The organism is Streptomyces sp. NPDC107559 (assembly GCF_055657365.1).
The window spans coordinates 40,193-57,922 of record NZ_JBVKBD010000027.1; the positions used below are offsets into that span (position 1 = coordinate 40,193).

At 69.2% G+C, this 17,730-nt stretch carries 15 protein-coding genes; 6 read left to right on the top strand and 9 right to left on the bottom strand.

Going from position 1 to position 17,730, the window contains the following annotated elements; translation table 11 throughout:
- Positions 1-188: 188 nt before the first annotated feature.
- A complete protein-coding gene (locus tag ACZ7OY_RS41120) occupies positions 189-974 on the bottom strand; it encodes a hypothetical protein (protein WP_472250637.1) in 786 nt (261 codons plus the stop codon).
- A gap of 442 nt (positions 975-1,416) precedes the next feature.
- Positions 1,417-1,770, bottom strand: coding sequence for a beta/gamma crystallin domain-containing protein (locus ACZ7OY_RS41125; protein WP_472250638.1), 354 nt, complete (start codon positions 1,768-1,770; stop codon positions 1,417-1,419).
- Positions 1,771-2,466: 696 nt separating this feature from the next.
- On the opposite strand from ACZ7OY_RS41125, the gene ACZ7OY_RS41130 reads away from it, so the two are divergent.
- Positions 2,467-2,901 carry a hypothetical protein gene (locus tag ACZ7OY_RS41130; RefSeq protein ID WP_472250639.1) on the top strand — a complete coding sequence of 145 codons (435 nt, stop codon included), beginning with the start codon at positions 2,467-2,469 and terminating at the stop codon, positions 2,899-2,901.
- 253 nt (positions 2,902-3,154) lie between these two features.
- On the opposite strand, the gene ACZ7OY_RS41135 is transcribed toward ACZ7OY_RS41130, so the two are convergent.
- From ACZ7OY_RS41135 to ACZ7OY_RS41150, 4 genes are all read right to left on the bottom strand, one after another.
- The gene (locus tag ACZ7OY_RS41135; RefSeq protein WP_472250640.1) at positions 3,155-3,862 is read right to left on the bottom strand and encodes an SDR family oxidoreductase; all 708 of its coding nucleotides are present in this window, start codon (positions 3,860-3,862) and stop codon (positions 3,155-3,157) included.
- 43 nt (positions 3,863-3,905) lie between these two features.
- Positions 3,906-4,340: a GNAT family N-acetyltransferase gene (locus ACZ7OY_RS41140; protein WP_472250641.1), complete on the bottom strand. Its 435-nt coding sequence runs from the start codon at positions 4,338-4,340 to the stop codon at positions 3,906-3,908.
- Positions 4,337-4,834: an aminoacyl-tRNA deacylase gene (locus tag ACZ7OY_RS41145; protein WP_472250642.1), complete on the bottom strand. Its 498-nt coding sequence runs from the start codon at positions 4,832-4,834 to the stop codon at positions 4,337-4,339. The genes ACZ7OY_RS41140 and ACZ7OY_RS41145 overlap by 4 nt, the downstream gene beginning before the upstream one ends.
- A 197-nt stretch (positions 4,835-5,031) precedes the next feature.
- On the bottom strand, positions 5,032-5,760 hold the full coding sequence (locus ACZ7OY_RS41150) for a TetR/AcrR family transcriptional regulator (protein ID WP_472250643.1): 729 nt from the start codon (positions 5,758-5,760) through the stop codon (positions 5,032-5,034).
- An 88-nt stretch (positions 5,761-5,848) separates the two neighbouring features.
- On the opposite strand from ACZ7OY_RS41150, the gene ACZ7OY_RS41155 reads away from it, so the two are divergent.
- Together ACZ7OY_RS41155 and ACZ7OY_RS41160 are read left to right on the top strand one after the other, a co-directional pair.
- Positions 5,849-6,709 carry an SDR family oxidoreductase gene (locus ACZ7OY_RS41155; RefSeq protein WP_472250644.1) on the top strand — a complete coding sequence of 287 codons (861 nt, stop codon included), beginning with the start codon at positions 5,849-5,851 and terminating at the stop codon, positions 6,707-6,709.
- Positions 6,710-7,049: 340 nt separating this feature from the next.
- Positions 7,050-7,301, top strand: a complete 252-nt coding sequence (locus ACZ7OY_RS41160) for a hypothetical protein (protein ID WP_472250645.1) — start codon at positions 7,050-7,052, stop codon at positions 7,299-7,301.
- Positions 7,302-7,503: 202 nt separating this feature from the next.
- On the opposite strand, the gene ACZ7OY_RS41165 is transcribed toward ACZ7OY_RS41160, so the two are convergent.
- From ACZ7OY_RS41165 to ACZ7OY_RS41175, 3 genes are all read right to left on the bottom strand, one after another.
- A complete protein-coding gene (locus tag ACZ7OY_RS41165) occupies positions 7,504-8,250 on the bottom strand; it encodes an SAM-dependent methyltransferase (RefSeq protein ID WP_472250646.1) in 747 nt (248 codons plus the stop codon).
- 338 nt (positions 8,251-8,588) lie between these two features.
- Entirely contained in the window at positions 8,589-9,923 is a 1,335-nt protein-coding gene (locus tag ACZ7OY_RS41170) for a phosphoribosyltransferase family protein (RefSeq protein ID WP_472250647.1), read from the bottom strand.
- Between the two features lie 355 nt (positions 9,924-10,278).
- Positions 10,279-11,409, bottom strand: coding sequence for a CapA family protein (locus tag ACZ7OY_RS41175; RefSeq protein ID WP_472250648.1), 1,131 nt, complete (start codon positions 11,407-11,409; stop codon positions 10,279-10,281).
- A gap of 449 nt (positions 11,410-11,858) precedes the next feature.
- Between ACZ7OY_RS41175 and ACZ7OY_RS41180 the strand changes: the two genes are divergently transcribed.
- The 3 genes from ACZ7OY_RS41180 to fumC all read left to right on the top strand — a co-directional run bounded on the left by ACZ7OY_RS41180 (position 11,859) and on the right by fumC (position 17,694).
- Positions 11,859-14,009, top strand: a complete 2,151-nt coding sequence (locus tag ACZ7OY_RS41180; protein WP_472250649.1) for a SpoIIE family protein phosphatase — start codon at positions 11,859-11,861, stop codon at positions 14,007-14,009.
- A 533-nt stretch (positions 14,010-14,542) separates the two neighbouring features.
- Positions 14,543-16,216 carry an NAD-dependent malic enzyme gene (locus tag ACZ7OY_RS41185; RefSeq protein ID WP_472250650.1) on the top strand — a complete coding sequence of 558 codons (1,674 nt, stop codon included), beginning with the start codon at positions 14,543-14,545 and terminating at the stop codon, positions 16,214-16,216.
- Positions 16,213-17,694 carry a class II fumarate hydratase gene (gene fumC, locus ACZ7OY_RS41190; RefSeq protein ID WP_472250651.1) on the top strand — a complete coding sequence of 494 codons (1,482 nt, stop codon included), beginning with the start codon at positions 16,213-16,215 and terminating at the stop codon, positions 17,692-17,694. The genes ACZ7OY_RS41185 and fumC overlap by 4 nt, the downstream gene beginning before the upstream one ends.
- Positions 17,695-17,730: the final 36 nt, after the last annotated feature.

Genomic DNA, 17,730 nt, shown 5'->3' on the forward strand with positions numbered 1-17,730 from the left:
GAAAGCGGGTGCCTCCACTCCGCCACCTCACAGAAGCCTTTGCTGAGGTGTTTTTTGCCCCCCACCCGGTGGGGGTCCGGAGGTAACAAAGGTCCCCCCCTGCGGCCCCACGCCGGGGTCACCGGTGACCACCGTGGCCGGTTGTCTCTGGTGCGGGTTGGCCATCAGGCGTGTGAGCCATGTTGGAGTCACATCCAGGGAAGACGGCTCGCGTAGGTGACGGGCAGGTAGGAGTCGGTGGCGGCCCACGTCCTCCACCAGATGGCCCTGGCTACGGCGGCGTCGATCGCGGCGAGCCTGTCCGTCGCAAGTCCGCCGCCCTGCGTACCGCCCTGGGTGCTTGCGGCGCCTGCGCCTTGGGTGCCGCCTTGGGTGTTGCGCTTGCCTGCGCCTTGGGTGCCGCCCTGGGTGTTCTTTTTGCCCGCGCCTTGGGTGCCGCCTTGGGTGTTCTTTTTGCCCGCGCCTTGGGTCCCGCCCAGGGTGTTCTTTTTGCCTGCGCCTTGGGTTCCGCCCAGGGTGTTCTTGTTGCCTGCGCCTAGGGTGCCGCCCTGGGTGTTGCGGTTGCCCGCGCCCTGGTTGCCGCCTTGGGTGTTGCGCTTGCCTGCGCCTTGGGTCCCGCCCAGGGTGTTCTTGTTGCCCGCGCCCTGGTTGCCGCCTTGGGTGTTGCGCTTGCCCGCGCCTTGGGTGCCGCCTTGGGTGTTGTGGTTGCCCGCGCCTTGGGTGCCGCCCTGGGTGTTGTGGTTGCCGATCTGGGTGCCGCCCTGCGTGTTGCCGATGCCGCCGCCCTGGGCGTTACCGATCTGGGTGTTGGTGATGTTGTTGTTGCCGTTGTTGAAGATGATGGTGGTGATGATGGGTCCCACGGGGTGTCCGAGATCGTCCCAAGGGTCAGCGGAAGCCTGGCCCGTCATGGTGCCCGTCAGTGCCACAGCGGCGACAAAAGGCAGGGTGGCGTAGATACCGAACCGCTTCACGGTGTTCCTTTCACACGGCAGGCCGAGATGGGGGTTTTGCGACCAAACTCTCGTGATGTCTCACTCGCCGGCTCCAGCGACACGGTGTTGTCACCCGTACAGAGCGTCGGCCCGGGGGTGGGGGTGCCTGCAATGTCAGGCGGACCATGTCCGCTTCCGTCACCGTCCGTGCCGCCCTGACTTTGCTGCTCGTGGAGCAACGGCCCGACCAGCTCGATGGCCACGCCGGCGAGCACGTGCCCGCGCTCCCATGACCACGGCCCTCGGAGTGTTACGGGAACAGGCCGATGCAGGCCGCGCGGAAAACGCGTGACCTGCATCAGTAAGCCGCGGCGAATCGGGTTTATCCCCGCATGGAAATCAGGTCCAAACTGAAAGGAATTCGCATCCGGAAGGATGGTGTGCCGGTGTGACTATTCCCGGGGAGTTGCCCGTTCGTCCGCTAAAGGATCTCGATGTCCTTGACCTTCGGGGGACGGCTCGGGAAAGTGATGTCGGTCCATCGGTTGATGCGCACCGAGTCGCCGTTCACGTCGAAGTAGATGAGGTCGTTGTTGCCCGTCGAAATGCGGTCGACCCACCAGGAGCCGAAGTTGGTCCGGCCCTTATTGGCGTAGCAGTCCACGCTGGACCTCCCGTCCAGGTGCGACCAGATCTTCAGGAAGTTCTCCCCGCCGCGGCACTCGACGTGGTCGATGGCGAACGCATTGCCCGTGGGCATGGCCATGGTGACGGTCACGGTGGCCACTGCTGCCGCGGCCACGGAACGGGCGACCCTCAGCGTCCTTGAAATCACAACTTCTCCTTCATTCAACACTCGAAGGGCAGAGAACGTCACGGCCGGACGTATGAAGGCTCGCTAAAAGGGTTTCTGTCGGCCTTCGTGCGCCCTTCCGTCGTCTCGTCTCTCGGGCTTGCCCTACGAAAATCCTGCAAGACAGCTGCGTGCGACAAGTATCCATGACCCTCTGGGCCGGAATGCACCTCTAAATGTCTAGATCGAGACCGCGCGGAGCGGGTGAAAGCTTGATTCTCGGCCACCCTTAAGTCTCTTTTTTATTTCAGCATTTGACGGTTGAGTGTCGTGTACATGTAAATCTGTGTGTGTCGCTACGGGATGGAAGAGTGCCCGAGCGAGATCGCAGGCTCGGGCGATGTCCGGGCAAGCGAGCCGGACTTGAAGGAGCCGCTCGCTCTGTCCCTCGGTGAGCGTCCCCGGGAGGGCGTGATCCACGAGGCGATGCGGGCTTCCGGGGCCGGGCTTGGACGGTTTGGGTACGTCGGCAGGACGGGCGGTCTTCACGCGGAGGTGGCGCGACCCCCGGCCGGCCCGTGGTGGGGGCGAGCTGGCGGATCTCAGCCGGCCGTTCCCAGGGGCGGCGGAGGTCCTCGGCAGGAGAGGCTGGGCGCGAGTCACGGCATGGTTGAGGATGTTTGCCACGGTGGTGTCGTCGTTCTGAACGACGCTGCCACGGACTGGCACGATTCAGCCATGGGAAACATCTACGACTACTACGCGGCCACCGACGACACGCAAGCCCTCGCGCTGTTCCAAGACGACAGCATGGTCGACCCCTTCGGCACGCTCGGCCTCAAAGGGGCAGACCCCTACCTGATCCTCGCAACCGTCGAAGCCCACCTCACAGGAGTGTCCGAGGAACAAGTGGAAGCCGACCCCCGCTTCTGCGAACTCCTCAACGACCCCGAGCACGACGGACCCTGGCTCGTCTCGCTCACAGACACCCTTCGTGACGCCCTCGCAGCAGCCACCCCGGAGCGCCTGCTGGAAGCCGCCACCGCATGGACCCACACGGAGGACGGCGGCGGGGAGGACCCAGGGCTCATGGCCGACTTCCTGGAACGTCTCGGCGAACTCGCCCGCGACGCCGCGCCGCGACGACGCCTGTACTGCGGCATGTCCTTGTAGCGAGCCGACCCATGGGGAACAAGTCCGGCGGCCACGGAGGAAGGCGAACTCGTCGACGCCGAGCACCCGCGGCGACCGGTCCGGGGCCGACGGGGCAGGCAGGTGCCGCACCAGTCTCATCCGCCCGGCGGGTACGACCAGTTGTCGGCAAAGTTGTGCTCCTGGCCACCCGCCCAGCTCGGTCGTGACGGCGCGCAGCCAGCTGCGCAGGCCTCGCTGATCCGTGGCGCGCGACACGCAGTTGAGAGGGGGGTTACGGATGCCAGGCGGAAGCCGTTGCGCCGGGAGCGAGTCCGAGGGCTGCCTTGACCTGGCGGGTGCGTTCGTCGGCGAGGACTTCCGTCTCGCCTGCTTCGACTGCGGCGAAAGCCTGCTCAGCGATCGCTTCCGGGGAGTTCTTCGGAGCGGTGACATGCGCGGCCATGTCGGTGTCGATGTATCCGCAGTGCACGCCGACGACGAGGACGCCGGTGTCGAGGAGTTCGCCGCGGATCCCGTTGGTCAGGGCCCAGGCGGCGGCCTTGGAGGCGCTGTAGGAGCCCATCGCGGGGTTGGTGAACCAGCTCGCGATGGACAGCACGTTGACGACGGCGCCGGGCGGGTTGCCCGTGAGCAGCGGGGCGAAGGCGCGGCACATGGCGAGCGTGCCGAAGTAGTTGACCTCCATCTCCGCACGGGCGGCGTCCGGGTCGGGCGCGGCCAGCAGGGGACTGTCGGTCAGGACGCCGGAATTGTTGACCAGCAAGGTCACATCGGAGCACGTCTGGGCGGCCGCGGTCACCTGGGCGGGATCAGTGATGTCGAGGCGAACCGGGATCACGCCGGGCTCGACGACCGACTGTGGGTCGCGGGCCCCGCCGTAGACGCGGTGTGCGCCGCGTTGCAGGAGCGGCCGGGCCATCACCTGCCCGAGCCCCCGGTTCGCGCCGGTCACCAGTGCCGTTACTCCCTGGATCTGCACGGTTTCCCCGTCTCGCCCGGCCGATTGGTCGACAGGTACCCGGTCATGTTGTGGACCATTTGAGATGAACGGCGGTCTCGTGGAACCCCAGAGCGCGATAGAAGCCGGCCGCTCTTCGGGTCGGCACGGTCACCTCGGCGTCCTTCGCCTCCCGGGCCTTCGCCTGCGCGGCCCGGATCAGCGCGGAACCCGTACCGCGGCCCCGCATGGGCTCGGCCACGGTGAGTTCGAGCAGTTCGAGGATCGTGCCGCCGGCGAAGAGAGTGGGCATGCGCACCGCGAGCAGGTACCCGACCACGCACGAGTCCTGCTCGGCGACCAGGAGTTCGGCGCTGCCCGCCGAGGCGTCCTCGATGATCCGGGGGAACGTGGCGCCGTCGAAGACGGCTCGGTCGGGCCGGTAGCTCGTCACGAACGTGCTCAGCAGACGGTAGATGTCATCGGCGTCCGCGGGCGTGGCGTCGCGGACGGTCGTCATGCCGGCCCGTCCGCCGGGAGGCTGCCGATCGACGCCGTAGTGGCCGCTGGGACAGCGGCCATGAGCTCCGCCGCCTCGATCTCGATGCTGCTGCCGCGCCGGCCGCTGCCGCAGTGCACACGTCCCAGGGCGCTGACGGTCTCGTCGAACACCACCACCGCAGCCCGGTCTGCGGACACGGGGCACACCCCGCCCGGCTGCATCCCCGTGCGTGCCAGCCGCCCGGCATCGGCGGGAGACAGGTCGCTGCGGCGGATCCCGGCTGCGCGAGCCAGGGCGCCGTAGCGCAGCCGGGCATGGCCGGGCAGCACCGCCAGCAGGAGACGGTCCTCGGGGGTGACGAATGCCAGGGTCTTGACCGTCCGCTCCAACGGAACGCCCAACGCGGCGCAGACCTCTACCGGGCTGGTCACATCAGGGTGCTCGCGCAGCCGGAAGGACACACCGAGCGAGGCGAGGATCTCCGGTGGCCCAACGCTGGGGAGAGCATTCACCCCGCCGAGATTACCGTGCACGCTACGGGAGTTGATCGCCTTTTGTGCAGCGGAAGGTGGCCACGCCGGTCCACCGGGACCCACCCACGGTTGAAACTGCAACCAAGTGCGCTCAGCGGCTTGACGAGGTGAGAGCCTTTCGCGTGGCCGCGTGATCCATCCGGGAGTTCGGCCTGTACGGGGCGCCTGGCGTGTGATCAGGCGTGCGGCGTGCGATCGTGCGCGGCCAGGCGTGTGAGCCACTCGCGCAGCAGGCGCTGCTCGGCGTCGCTCAGGACATCGGCGTCGTCGGGGAGGGCGGCGCGTAGCGCGCGGGCCGCCGGGGCGGGACCGGTCTCCGCGGCGGGGATGGTCGGCTCGGCGCGGGTGACGGCGGCGACCATGGATTCGCGGAGGATGGTCAGCAGTGCCGGATTGCGGCGTTCTGCGGGGGTGGAGTGCCAGGTGGTGACCGCGCCCTGGCCGGTTGCCTGGATGATCTGCGCGGCCAGGTCCTCGTCGACCCGCAGCCACCCCCCGGCCGCCAGTCGGCGTACCCGCTCATGGAGGATTTCCAGGCCCGCGCGGTGGGCTGCGTCCGATGCCCGGCCGGTGGCCCGGTTCATCACCGCGAACAACTCCGGGCGTGAGACCCCGAACTCCACCACCACGTCCCAGCCGCGGCGCAGCTCCTCCACCGGGTCCTGCGGGGCGGGGGCGAGCTGCGCGCGCTTTCCCTCCAGGAACTGCGCGTATCCGTGCTCGGCGACCGCCTCCAGCAGCCCTTCCTTGTCGCCGAAGAGGCGGTAGATCGCCGGGGGCTGCATCCCGGCCGCGGCGGCGACCGCACGGGTGCTCACCGCGTCGGGGCCGCCGTTCTCCAGCAGCTCGACGGCCGCCTCGACGATGCGGCGACGAGGGCTGTCGGATGTCTCACGGGTAGCCATGTACCGATGATATCGAAGATTTGCTTCCATTGATATTTCCAGTGTTACGGTTGAAGTGATTCCACTGGAAACAGCGTCGGGAGAACCAATGATCATCGTGACCGGAGCCACCGGAAAGCTCGGCCGCCGTACCGTCGAGCGTCTTCTGGCGCGCGTCCCGGCCGACCGCGTCGGCGTCAGCGTCCGCGACCCACACAAAGCCAAGGACCTCGCCGACCGCGGCGTTCGTGTCCGGCAGGGCAGCTTCGACGATCCCGCCTCGCTCGTGCACGCCTTCGAGGGAGCCGAGCAGCTGCTCCTCGTCTCCCTCGACCGCACGGGCGATGAGTGCGTCACCGGCCACCGCACCGCCATCGACGCCGCCGTGAAGGCCGGCGTCGGCCGCATCCTCTACACCAGCCAGATGGGCGCCGCCCACGACTCCCGCTTCCAGGCCTGCCGCGACCACGCCCAGACCGAGGACCTGCTGCGCGCCACCGGCCTGCCCTGGACCGCGCTGCGCAACGGCTTCTACGCCTCCAGTGCCCTGCAGTTCCTGGAGCCCGCCCGCCACACCGGCGACATCGCCCTCCCCGCAGACGGCCCCGTCACCTGGACCGGCCACGACGACCTCGCCGAGGCCACCGCGGCGATCCTCGCCGACGAGGGTCTCTTCGAGGGGCCCACTCCGTCGCTCACCGGTCCGGCGGCGCTCGACTTCGACACCGTCGCCGAGATCGCGTCCCAGGCCGCAGGACGGACCTTCACCCGCACCGTCCTTCCCGACGACGCCTTCCGCGAGCAGGCCCTGGCGCACGGCGCCCCGGCCCCGATCGCCGACCTGCTGCTGAGCATCTTCGCCGCGGCACGCAATGGCGAGTTCACCGCCGTCGACTCGACGCTGGCCGAGCTGATCGGGCGGGAGCCCGCCACCTTCCGCACCCAGCTGGAGCGTGCCTGGACCGAATAGATCCATCGGGGCGCCCAGACGGCGTGGTTACACGAGAAGGGATTTGGCGAACCCGTCGTCATCACGGCGTGCAGGACATGCTCCTGACGCCCGGAGCGGCGTCCGGGCGTCAGGAGCGTGGTCATCTGTTCGTAAGTACCTCTGTGGGCCCCACCGCACGGTTCAGAAGTGGTCCCACGGAGTGAGAAGTCGATCTGACTCAACTCGGCGGTCAGGGAGCTGTGCGAGGCTCGGCCGAGTTGCTGGAGTTCCTCAGCCCGATGGCCGTGAACGGCAGGCTGCCACGCTGGACCGACTGGGGGACGAGGCGGATGTCGCACCCATGTTCTCCGATCCGGCCATGCGACAGACGATCATTGAGGAGCAGCCCACGCTGCCGCTGTCCTACTACGAGCAGTACATCCCGGTCCCCGACGGCTGGGACGACCACTCCTGCTCCTACTTGCTGTTCGGCCCTCCGTACGAGGACCTTGCCGCCGAGGCGCGCGAGCGCGGCTGGCGTGTGGCGCACCTGCCCGGCGCGCATCTTCATCAGATCATCGATCCCGCCGGCACAGCCCGGCACCTCGTCGAACTCGCCACCCCGGCGTGAGCCACTTCCTTCACGCCGTCCGGCCCGTCAGCGGAGCCGAAACGACTCGGCGCAGTGGAGCCGCGCTGAACCGCTGACCTGCCAGGCTCGTCCTGCCCACGTCATGAATCACCCGGCAACGGGGCCGGCAGCATGCTGCCGACCCCAGCCTTGACGTGACCGTCAGCCCTCTCGACGTGACCGTCAGCCCTCGACGTGACCGTCAACGGCCCATGAGAGCGAAGACCCCCCAACCGAGGTACTCGCGCTGGTACCTGGCATAGCGGGCCGGTTCCTCGGAGAGCTCGGCTCTCAACTCGGCGGCCAACTCGTCATCGGGATTCCGGTCGAGCCAGCGCCGGATGTTGAGCCACTGCGCGGCCCGATACCGATCCCAGCTGTCCTGGTCGGCAAGCATCATCTCGACGACGTCGTAACCCAGTTCGCCGAACTGCTCGATCAGCTCAGGCAGCAGTCGGAAGTCATCCTTGCCGCTGGCGTGGCACGCTTCGGCGGTGTGCTGGTCCGGCGGGTCCTGACGCCAGTAGGGTTCGCCGATCAGGAGGATGCCACCGGGGCGGAGGCTGCGACGCAGCAGATCGATCGTGCCGACCACTCCGTCGCCGATCCAGGTGGCGCCGATGCACGCTGCGAGACCGACGGGTTCGTCCGCGACATAGCCGGACGCATCGTCGTGAATGAAAACCACCCGATCGGCGACGCCGAGCTCGGACGCCCGGACACGGGCCTTGGCCGTGAACTCGGTGCTGATGTCCACTCCGGTCCCGACGATGCCGTGGGCGTGCGCCCAGGTGCAGAGCATCTCGCCCGACCCGCTGGCGAGGTCGAGCGCGCGCGTCCCGGGGGCCAAGTGCAGCGCCTGCCCCAGGGCAGCCAGCTTCTCGCTGGAGAACGGGTTGTGGATGCGGTGGCTGCTCTCGCGGATGGTGAAGCTACGTGGAAGATCCACTGTTGGGATTCCTTACGTCCGTTGAGGTCATGACGCGAGCGGGGGACGGCCTGTTGACGCTGGCCGCCGTTGCCTGGACCGTCATCAAATGCACCTCATCCGGACGTGCGGACTCCTGACCCCCGGTGAGGTTAGGAGGCACAAGACACCGCGTCCATCGGATTTCCCCGCGCTGCTCCCACGCCTGGTCCGACTCGAACGGACAAGGCACCCACGCCGCGAACACAGGCCCGCAAGGGTGAACCCGGCCTCACCAGGCCTCGTTCACCACGGGTACGGCGGAGAGATACCGAACTCTTCAGGAAGCCCGGCGATTTCCTCACGGGGTATACCCGTACTCAGAATCTGGCCACCCCGTGGTGTGCCGGGGTCATGTGGTCGGTGAACCAGCCACAGGCGAGGTGGGTGACCTGCTCCAGGGTGCCGGGTTCCTCGAAGAGGTGGGTGGCGCCGGGGACGACCGAGAGTTCGTTCTCGCACCGCAGCCGGGTCTGTGCAGCACGGTTGAGACCGAGTACGAGTTGGTCGTCGCCGCCGACGATCAGCAGGGTGGGGGCGGCTACGGCCGGCAGTCGTGGTCCGGCGAGATCGGGCCGGCCGCCACGGGAGACGACCGCGGCGATCCGCGCGTCGGGCTCGGCTGCGGCCCAGAGTGCGGCGGCCGCGCCGGTGCTGGCGCCGAAGTAGCCGATGGCCAGCCCCTGGGCCTCGGGCTGCTCGCGCAGCCAGCCGGTGGCGTCCGCGAGCCGCCGGGCGAGGAGCTCCGTGTCGAAGACATTGGCCCGGTCCATCTCCTCTTCCTCGGTGAGGAGGTCGAACAGCAGGGTGCCCAGCCCGGCCTGGTCCAAGCCGGTCGCGACGAACCGGTTGCGCGGACTGCGCCGGCTGCTACCGCTGCCGTGCGCGAACACCACGATCCCGAGGGCGCCCTCGGGTACCGTCAGCCGGCCGTGCAGCAGCAGCGGACCCGCGCGTACATTCGCCTCCCGGTCCTCGGGCGCGGTCTGCCCGGGCGGGGCCCGGCGGGCGTTCGCCGGGCGGGCGAGCGCCTCCTGCAGGCAGGCGACGACCTCGTCGTCGTCGGTCTGGGAGAAGTCGGCGTAGAACTGCCCGATCGCGTAGAAGTCCCACGGAGTGTGCGGGCACACCAGCTCGTCGGCGTCCGCACCCAGGCGCGCGACCCAGTCGTGCGGGGCGACGGGAACCGCCAGCACGACCCGCGCCGCCCCGTGGGCGCGGGCGATCTGACAGGCCGCACGCGCCGTCGAGCCGGTGGCGACGCCGTCGTCGACGACCAGTACCGTGCGGCCCGCCAGGACTGCCGGCTCCCGTCCTTCCCGGTAGCGCCGGGCACGGCTTTCGAGTACTTCCCGCTCGCGGGCCTCGACCTCGGCCAGGTCGTGCGAAGTGGCACGCGCGGCGCGCACCACCTCGTCGTTGATCACGCGGACGCCGCCTTCGCCGATGGCCCCCATGCCCAGCTCCGGCTGGAACGGCACGCCCAGTTTGCGCACCAGGCAGACGTCCAGCGGCACGTCCAACGCCTTCGCGACTTCCGCGGCGACCGGGACACCTCCGCGAGGCAGCCCCAGCACCACGACATCGGCACCCTTGAGATGCTTCAGCACGGAAGCCAGCTGTCGGCCGGCATCCCGGCGATCCAGGAACAACACGACCCGGCCTCCTCGCCCCAGGGAAACACGGCGGACAGCGCCGTGTGCATGCGCCCCGTACTTCCATCCTCACTCCAGCGGCGCACGAATGCGCACCACTGTGTGAGGCGCTTCCGGTTGGGGGGTGTGTCATCCCACGGCTTTGCTCTCCACCAGCACAGCTCCCAGCGCCTTCACCACGGCCGACCATCCGTCGCCGTGGTGCGCCAGAGTCTCGGGTCGGGCAGGAGCGTCGGCCGGTAACCCTATGAGCAGAACCGGCCACGACATGAACACGCATCGATGTCCGGCCCAGGCCAGGGGCGGGTCGCATTCGACGCACACCTGCTGGGGCGGTCCCCGTCCGAGGTCCACGTCATGTGTGCTGCCCGGTATGCACAGGCCGTAGCGTGAGCGTGCCGTCGGGCCCGGCGTCCACGCGGGTGCCGAACGCTCGGCTGTGCATGTCGAGGACGGCGCGCAGCCACTCGGTGTCCCCGGACGGGGCGTGCTCCAGCCGCATCCTGCGCGCCCGCAGGGGCACCAACCGCGCGTCGACCAGCCGGCCGGTGTCCGCCTCCACGGACACCAGGTACAGCACCCGCAGATCGTCCCGGTAGCTCTCGTAGCCGCCGATCCCCTCGTAGTCGTCGACGAGGTCACCGCAGCCGTACAGGATGAGCCTGTCCCGGTACACCTCCAGCGGGCGCGGGTGGTGCGAGGAATGTCCGTGGACGACGTCCACGCCCGCGTCGAGGAGCGCGTGGGCGAAGCGGACGTCGGAGCGCGAGACGCCGTAGCCCCAGTTGGAGCCCCAGTGGACCGAGGCGATCGCGATGTCCCCCGGCCGCCTGACCTGCCGCAGCCGGTCGCCGAACGCGGAGGCGGCGGCTGCCGAAGGCTCCGCGACGACGTCGATACCGATCCGCTGCCCGGTTGCGGCCCAGTCCTTCGGGATCCCGCTGGACGGCATTCCGAAGGAGAAGACCAGTACCCGGCCCTTGGCCCCCACGGGTACGATCGCCGGTTGTCTCGCCCGCATCCCGTCCGGGCCTGCCCCCGCCGTCCGCAGCCTCGCCTCCGCCATTGCGTCGAGCGTCTCGTGGAGGCCACGTGGGCCGAAGTCGAGCACGTGGTTGTTGGCGAGTGCGCAGACGTCCGGCCGGGCTGCGGCCAGGCACGGCAGGTTGGCCGGGCTCATCCGGTAGTGGATGTCCTTGCCGGGCATGAAGTCTCCGTCACCGGTGACGGCCGTCTCCAGATTGACCACCCGCACGTCCGGCGCTGCCTCGTCCAGGACCGGCAGCGCCGCGCCCCACGGCCAGCGGAAGTCGACCGGCTGCGGGATCGGCCCGTTCGCCGCCTCCGCCAGGTCGACGTAGGCACGGGCGTCGTGGATGTACGCCTCTCGCAGCGCCGGGTCACCGGGAAACGGGAGGATCTGATCGACACCCCGGCCGAGCATCACGTCCCCGCCGAGGAACAGCGTGACCATGCCCTCGTGCACCCCCCAACGCTAAAACCGTCGCGAGCCATGCGCCACGGATCCGCACGACGGGGGGGCGCCGCGTGGCTACGTCACAGACTCCATGGTGTGAGGGACGTGACGGATCACGGTCGACGGCGGAACACGGGCCGATCTCCAGCTCGTCGAGAAGCCCGGCACCGGGCAGGCACGGCAGAGGCGGTCCACTCGACATCGACACCATGGGCAGGGGCGAGACCGTCACGGCCTTGCGCCCATCCTTGGCCGTCTCGGCGAACGGGCAGCGAACGGGGAGAGAACGGGGAGCTCATCCATCCCCGACCTCGTGAGCGGCCGCGTCCGCCGTTGCCGAGGCTGCGCTCCGAGGGGCGCTATAGGGTGAAAACGGGCAGAAGCCTGGGTGGCCGCTCGAGGTGGCCTCGGGAGTGACCGCCTTGGAGGTGTGTGTCGTGCCCGGTGACGGATCATTCATGCTGCTCGCGCAGGACGGACGGGTGATCGAATGGTCCGTCTCGGCCGAGGAGGCCTTCGGATGGTCGGCGCGGGAGGCCGTGGGCAGGCACATCGGTGAACTGGTGACGCGCACGGTCGACGGCGAGGGCCGGTGGGCCTCCGCCATAGTGGAGGCCCTGTCGACGTGTTCGTCGATGATCTTCCATGTACTGGATGCCGAACTGCGCATCCTCCAGGTCAGCGAGGTCTGCGCGCCGAGACCGGCGTGTTTGGCGTCCGTGATCGGGGGGGTGTTCACCGAGGTCTACGGGCTTGCCGTGCCCGCTGAGGAGAAGGTCGCGCGCGATGTACTGAAGTCGGGCCGGCCGGTGCTGGACCACGTGGTGCGGGCGCGCGTGCCCGGCGACGACCGTCGGGCCCGGTATTACTCCCTGTCGTACATCCGTGTGGGGAGCCTGCAGGCCGATGGGGCGAGACTCGTCGTCCTGGCTCTCGACGTCTCCGATCGGGTACAGGCCGCGCAGCGCCTGAGGATCCTGGAAGCGGTACGCGACCGCGTCGGCGAACAGCTCGACGTCATCGCCACCTGCCGGGCCCTGACCGACGCGGTCGTACCCGGACTCTGCGGCATCGCAGTGGTGGAGATCATCGACGGGGTCGTACGGGGCGAGGATCCGCCGCTGGCGCCGGTCGAGGGAGCCGTCCAACTTCTGCGAGCCGCGTTCCGCGGGGTGGTCTCCGCTCATCCCGTGGGCGAGGTGAGCAGGCTTCCCGACGCCACGCCGTTCTCACGGGTGCTGACCGACCTGCGTCCGAGGCTCGTAAAGGTGAAGCCCGACGCCCCCTGGCTGTCGGCCGACCCGGCCCGCGCGGCCTCGATCGCGCAGTCGGACGCCCACTCCCTGATCGTCGCCCCGCTCGCGCTGCGCGGCCAGGCCATGGGAGTCGTCAGCCTCTACCGTCGAGGCACCGAGGAGCCCTTCGAGGAAGGAGACCTCGGCCTGACGGCGGATGCGTGCGCCCACACCGCGCTGTCCATCGACAACGCCCGCCGATTCATGCGTGAACGCACGATAGCCGCCACGTTGAAACGGCGGCTGCTGCCGCAGCGGGCTGCCGTCACCACAGCGGTCGACATCGCACACCTGCGCCTGCCCGGACCGGGCGCGGGCGGCGCCTGGTTCGACGTCATAGAGCTCTCCGGCGCCCGGACCGCCCTGGTCCTGGGAGATGTCGCCGGCCGGGGTGTCGCCACCGCCACGATCATGGGACAGCTGCGGACCGTCATCCACTCCCTGGCCGCCCTCGACCTGGAACCGGACGAGCTGATGGCCCGGCTCAGCGACACCGCCGCCCGCCTCGCGGACGAACGCGCGGCGCTTCCGGCCGGGGACAGCCTGCAGGCACAGCCGCTCACCGCGGGGTGCCTGATCGCGGTGTACGACGCGGTCGACCAGCACTGCACCATCGTGCGCGCGGGCCTGTGGGACCCCTATGTCGTCTACCCGGACGGCAGGGCGACCTTGGTGCGCGTGCCGGAGGGGCCGATACTCGCCGGCCACGGCCACGCCCCGTTCCCCGCCATCACGGTCGAGCTCCCCGAGGGCAGCACCCTCGCGCTCAGCAACGAGGACCTGCTGACGCCGACCTGCCAGGTGGGGTCCCTGCTCGTCGCGGGAATCGGGGATCCCCTGGATGACGTGTGCGACACGGTCGCGTACGCGCTGCGGGGCCGCGACGAGAAGGAGAAGCTCCTGCTGCTGGCCCGCGTCAAGGCACTCCCGGCAGACCGGGTCATGATCATCACACTGCCCACCAGGAACGAGGCCGCCCCGCTCGCCAGGGCCGCAGCCCGACGCCAGCTCGCCGCCTGGAGCGTCCCGGAGGAGGAGGCCTTCACCGCCGAGCTTGTCGTCAGCGAACTGGTGGGCAACGCGGTCCGCTACGGCGCCCCGCCGCTCCAGCTACGCCTCGTCCTGGACCGGCATCTGACCTGTGAGGTCTGCGACGCCGCGCAATGCGCCCCGCACCTCAAACACGCACGCACCGTCGACGAGGACGGACGCGGCCTGTTCATCATCGCCAGCCTCGCCGACAACTGGGGCACCCGCTACGGCCCCGACGGCAAGACGGTCTGGGCCCAACTGCGCGCGAGCCCGCCAACCTGAACCCTCATGCCACCAGCACACCGGCCTCAGGACGGCGACGGTGGCGTCCAGGGGCGCGCCGGCAAGGCAGTAGGCGATCTCCTCGGGCCTGTCGATGCAGCGGCGAGCCAGTGCCCGGCGCTGCTGCGGGGGCCGGTGCTCGGAGACCTGTCCGGCACCGGCTTCGACGAGAAGAGCTGTGCGCTGCGTCGGCGAGTGAAGTCGCGCGGCCTGTCGGCTGGGTAGTTAGCCTGAATTCATACCGCGGCATCGATCGGGACGGCGGATTCCCCGGGCGGTGTCGTTACGAGCCACCCCCGCATGGGGACGCCGGCCCCATATCTCCATACGCCGCCGGGACCCGAAACGTCCCGGCCTTCGCGAGTTCCGATCGAGGTTGCACTCCCACCGGCCTTCGCGGCGATGTTCGTGGCCGTTGCCCGCGCCCTGGGCGCGGCACGACCGCGTCCCAGGTGTTCTCGACCCGTCGACGGCTGTGGCACGGCGTGCGCCCCGCCCGGAGCCGACACGGCCTTCACACAGAGGGAGATCTCATGATCGAGAATCAGGCGCGGACCCCGGCCACTCCCGGCGTTCTCATGGATCCGCTGCGTAATCACGGCGTGGGCTTCACACCGGAGGAACGGGATGCCCTGGGCCTGACCGGGCGCCTGCCCTCGGGAGTGCTCACGCTGGAGCGGCAGGCTCAGCGTGCCTACCGGCAGATGCAGCTTCAGGAGAGCGATCTGGCCAAGAACGTGTATCTGGAACAACTGCATGACCGCAACGAAACCCTGTACTTCAAGGTTCTCGCCGAGCACCTTGCCGATCTGCTGCCGATCGTCTACGACCCCACCGTGGGCGAGGCGATCGAGAAGTACTCGCACGAATACCGCCGCCCGCGCGGCATCTTCCTGTCCATCGACCGCCCTGACGACATGGAGAAGGCCTTCGCCACGCTTCAACTCGGGCCCGAGGACGTCGACTTGATCGTATGCACCGACGCGGAGGAGATTCTGGGCATCGGCGACTGGGGCGTGGGAGGGATCCAGATCGCGGTCGGCAAGCTCGCGGTCTACACGGCGGCCGCGGGCATCGACCCTCGCCGCGTCGTTCCCGTGTCGCTGGACGTGGGCACGGACCGTACGTCGCTCCAGGAGGACCCGTTGTATCTGGGCAACCGGCACCCGCGCGTCCGCGGCGCCGACTACGACGCGTTCATCGAGAAGTACCTGGAGACGGCGTCGTCCGCGTTCCCCGATGCGCTACTGCACTTCGAGGACTTCGGCCCCAGCAACGCACGTCGGATCCTGGAGCAGTACGGCGGACGCTACCGGATCTTCAACGACGACATGCAGGGCACCGGGGCCATCACGCTGGCGGCCGCCCTGTCCGCCGTCAAGGTCAGCGGCGTACGGATGCGTCACCAGAAGCTGGTCGTCTTCGGCGCCGGGACCGCCGGGGTGGGGATCGCCGACCAACTGCGCGACGCGATGATCCGTGACGGCGCGGACCCGGAGCAGGCCGTCGCCCAGGTGTGGCTCGTCGACAAACAGGGGCTGCTGACCCGGGACATGACCGACCTGCGCGACTTCCAGCAGCCCTACGCGCGCGACCCGGCCGAGGTCGTGGCCTGGGCGGGGCAGGAGGGCACGGTCTCATTGCTGGAGACGGTTCGCCGGGTCCAGCCGACGATCCTGCTGGGTACTTCCACCGCGCACGGCGCGTTCACGCGCGAGATCGTCGAAGCCATGTCCCAGGGCACCGAGCGGCCGATCGTCTTCCCGATCTCCAACCCCACCTCCCGGATCGAGGCCATGCCCGCCGATGTCATCGCCTGGTCCAGGGGGAAGGCGCTCGTCGCGACCGGCATACCCGTCGCACCCGTGGAATACGAGGGCGTGACCTACCGGATAGGGCAGGCCAACAACGCGTTGCTGTACCCGGGTCTTGGCCTGGGCGCGATCGTCTCCGGTGCTTCGCAGGTGACCGCGGGCATGCTGCTCGCGGCGGCTCAGGCGGTCGCGGACCAGGTCGACCCCTCGGGGCCGGGTGCCTCCCTGCTGCCGGCCGTGGACGATCTTCGGGAGTCCTCCGCGATCACTGCGACCGCGGTGGTGAAGGCGGCCCTCGACGACGGCGTGGCCACCTCCAAGCCGGTCGACATCGCAGAAGCTGTCCGGGAGGCCATGTGGGAGCCGGTCTACACCGACGGAGCCGCAGCATGAACACGCATCACTCCGCCGACGACCGGGCAGGGTCGGCCGCGCAGGACGAAGCCCCGCGGATCCGCGACCTCCCCATAGGACTTCATGCGGCCGGCACCCGGCGGGAGACCGACTCCATGGGCGCCGTCGACGTCCCCGCGGACCGGTACTGGGGCGCCCAGACACAGCGGTCCCTGATCCACTTCTCCATCGGCGACGACCGGATGCCCAAAGCGGTCTACCATGCCTACGGCCATGTCAAGAAGGCCGCCGCTTCCGTCAACGGGCGCGCCGGACGGCTGCCGGCCTGGAAGGCCGACCTGATCCAGCGAGTGGCCGACGAAGTCATCGCGGGCGAACTGGACGATCACTTCCCGCTGTACGTGTGGCAGACGGGATCGGGGACCCAGTCCAACATGAACACCAACGAGGTGATCGGCAATCGTGCCATCCAGCTCGCCGGCGGCGAGCTGGGCAGCAAATCCCCCGTCCACCCCAACGACCACGTCAACATGGGGCAGTCCTCCAACGACACCTTCCCCACCGCCATGCACATCGCCGCGGTCAAGGAGATCCACGAGCACCTGCTGCCCAGTGTCCAGGCGCTGCAGCGTGCCATCGAGACCAAGGCACGCCAGTGGCACGACGTGGTGAAGATCGGCCGCACCCACCTGGAGGATGCCGTCCCGCTCACCGTGGGACAGGAATGGTCCGGCTACTCCCACCAGTTGCAGCAGGCCGTCGACCGGGTCACCGCATCCGCCGAGGGTTTGTACGAGCTGGCGATGGGCGGCACCGCGGTCGGCACGGGGCTCAACTCCCCACCCGGTTTTGGCGAGCAGGTCGCGGCCGACATCGCCGACGCGGTCGGATACCCGTTCACCACCGCGCAGAACAAGTTCGCGGCCCAGGGCGGACTGGACGCCATGGCCGGCGCCTCCGCCGGGCTGCGCGCCCTGGCCGTGCCCCTGATGAAGATCGCCAACGACATCCGCTGGCTGGCCTCCGGGCCCCGCTGCGGACTCGACGAACTCATCCTCCCGGCGAACGAGCCCGGCTCCTCGATCATGCCGGGCAAGGTCAACCCGACCCAGTGCGAGGCCATGGTCATGGTCTGCATCCAGGTGCTGTCCGAGGACGCGGCCATCGCCTTCGCCGGCACCCAGGGCAACTTCGAACTCAACGCCATGCGCCCGGTCATCATCAACAACTTCCTGCACGCGGCCGGTATCCTCGCCGACGCCTGCACCAAGATGCGCGAATACTGCATCGAAGGCATCGAGCTGAACCGGGACCAGATCGACGCCTACGTCGACCGGTCCCTCATGCTGGTCACCGCGCTCTCGCCCGTGATCGGCTACGACAAGGCCTCCGCGATCGCCCACAGGGCGGACGACGAGGACACCACCCTGCGCACGGCAGCGGTGGCCTCGGGCTATATCAGCGCCGAGGACTTCGACCGCATCGTGCAGCCCGCCGCGATGGTCGGCCGGACGTAGGACAGCCCCCGTCCGCTGCGACTCGGCTGCCCGATC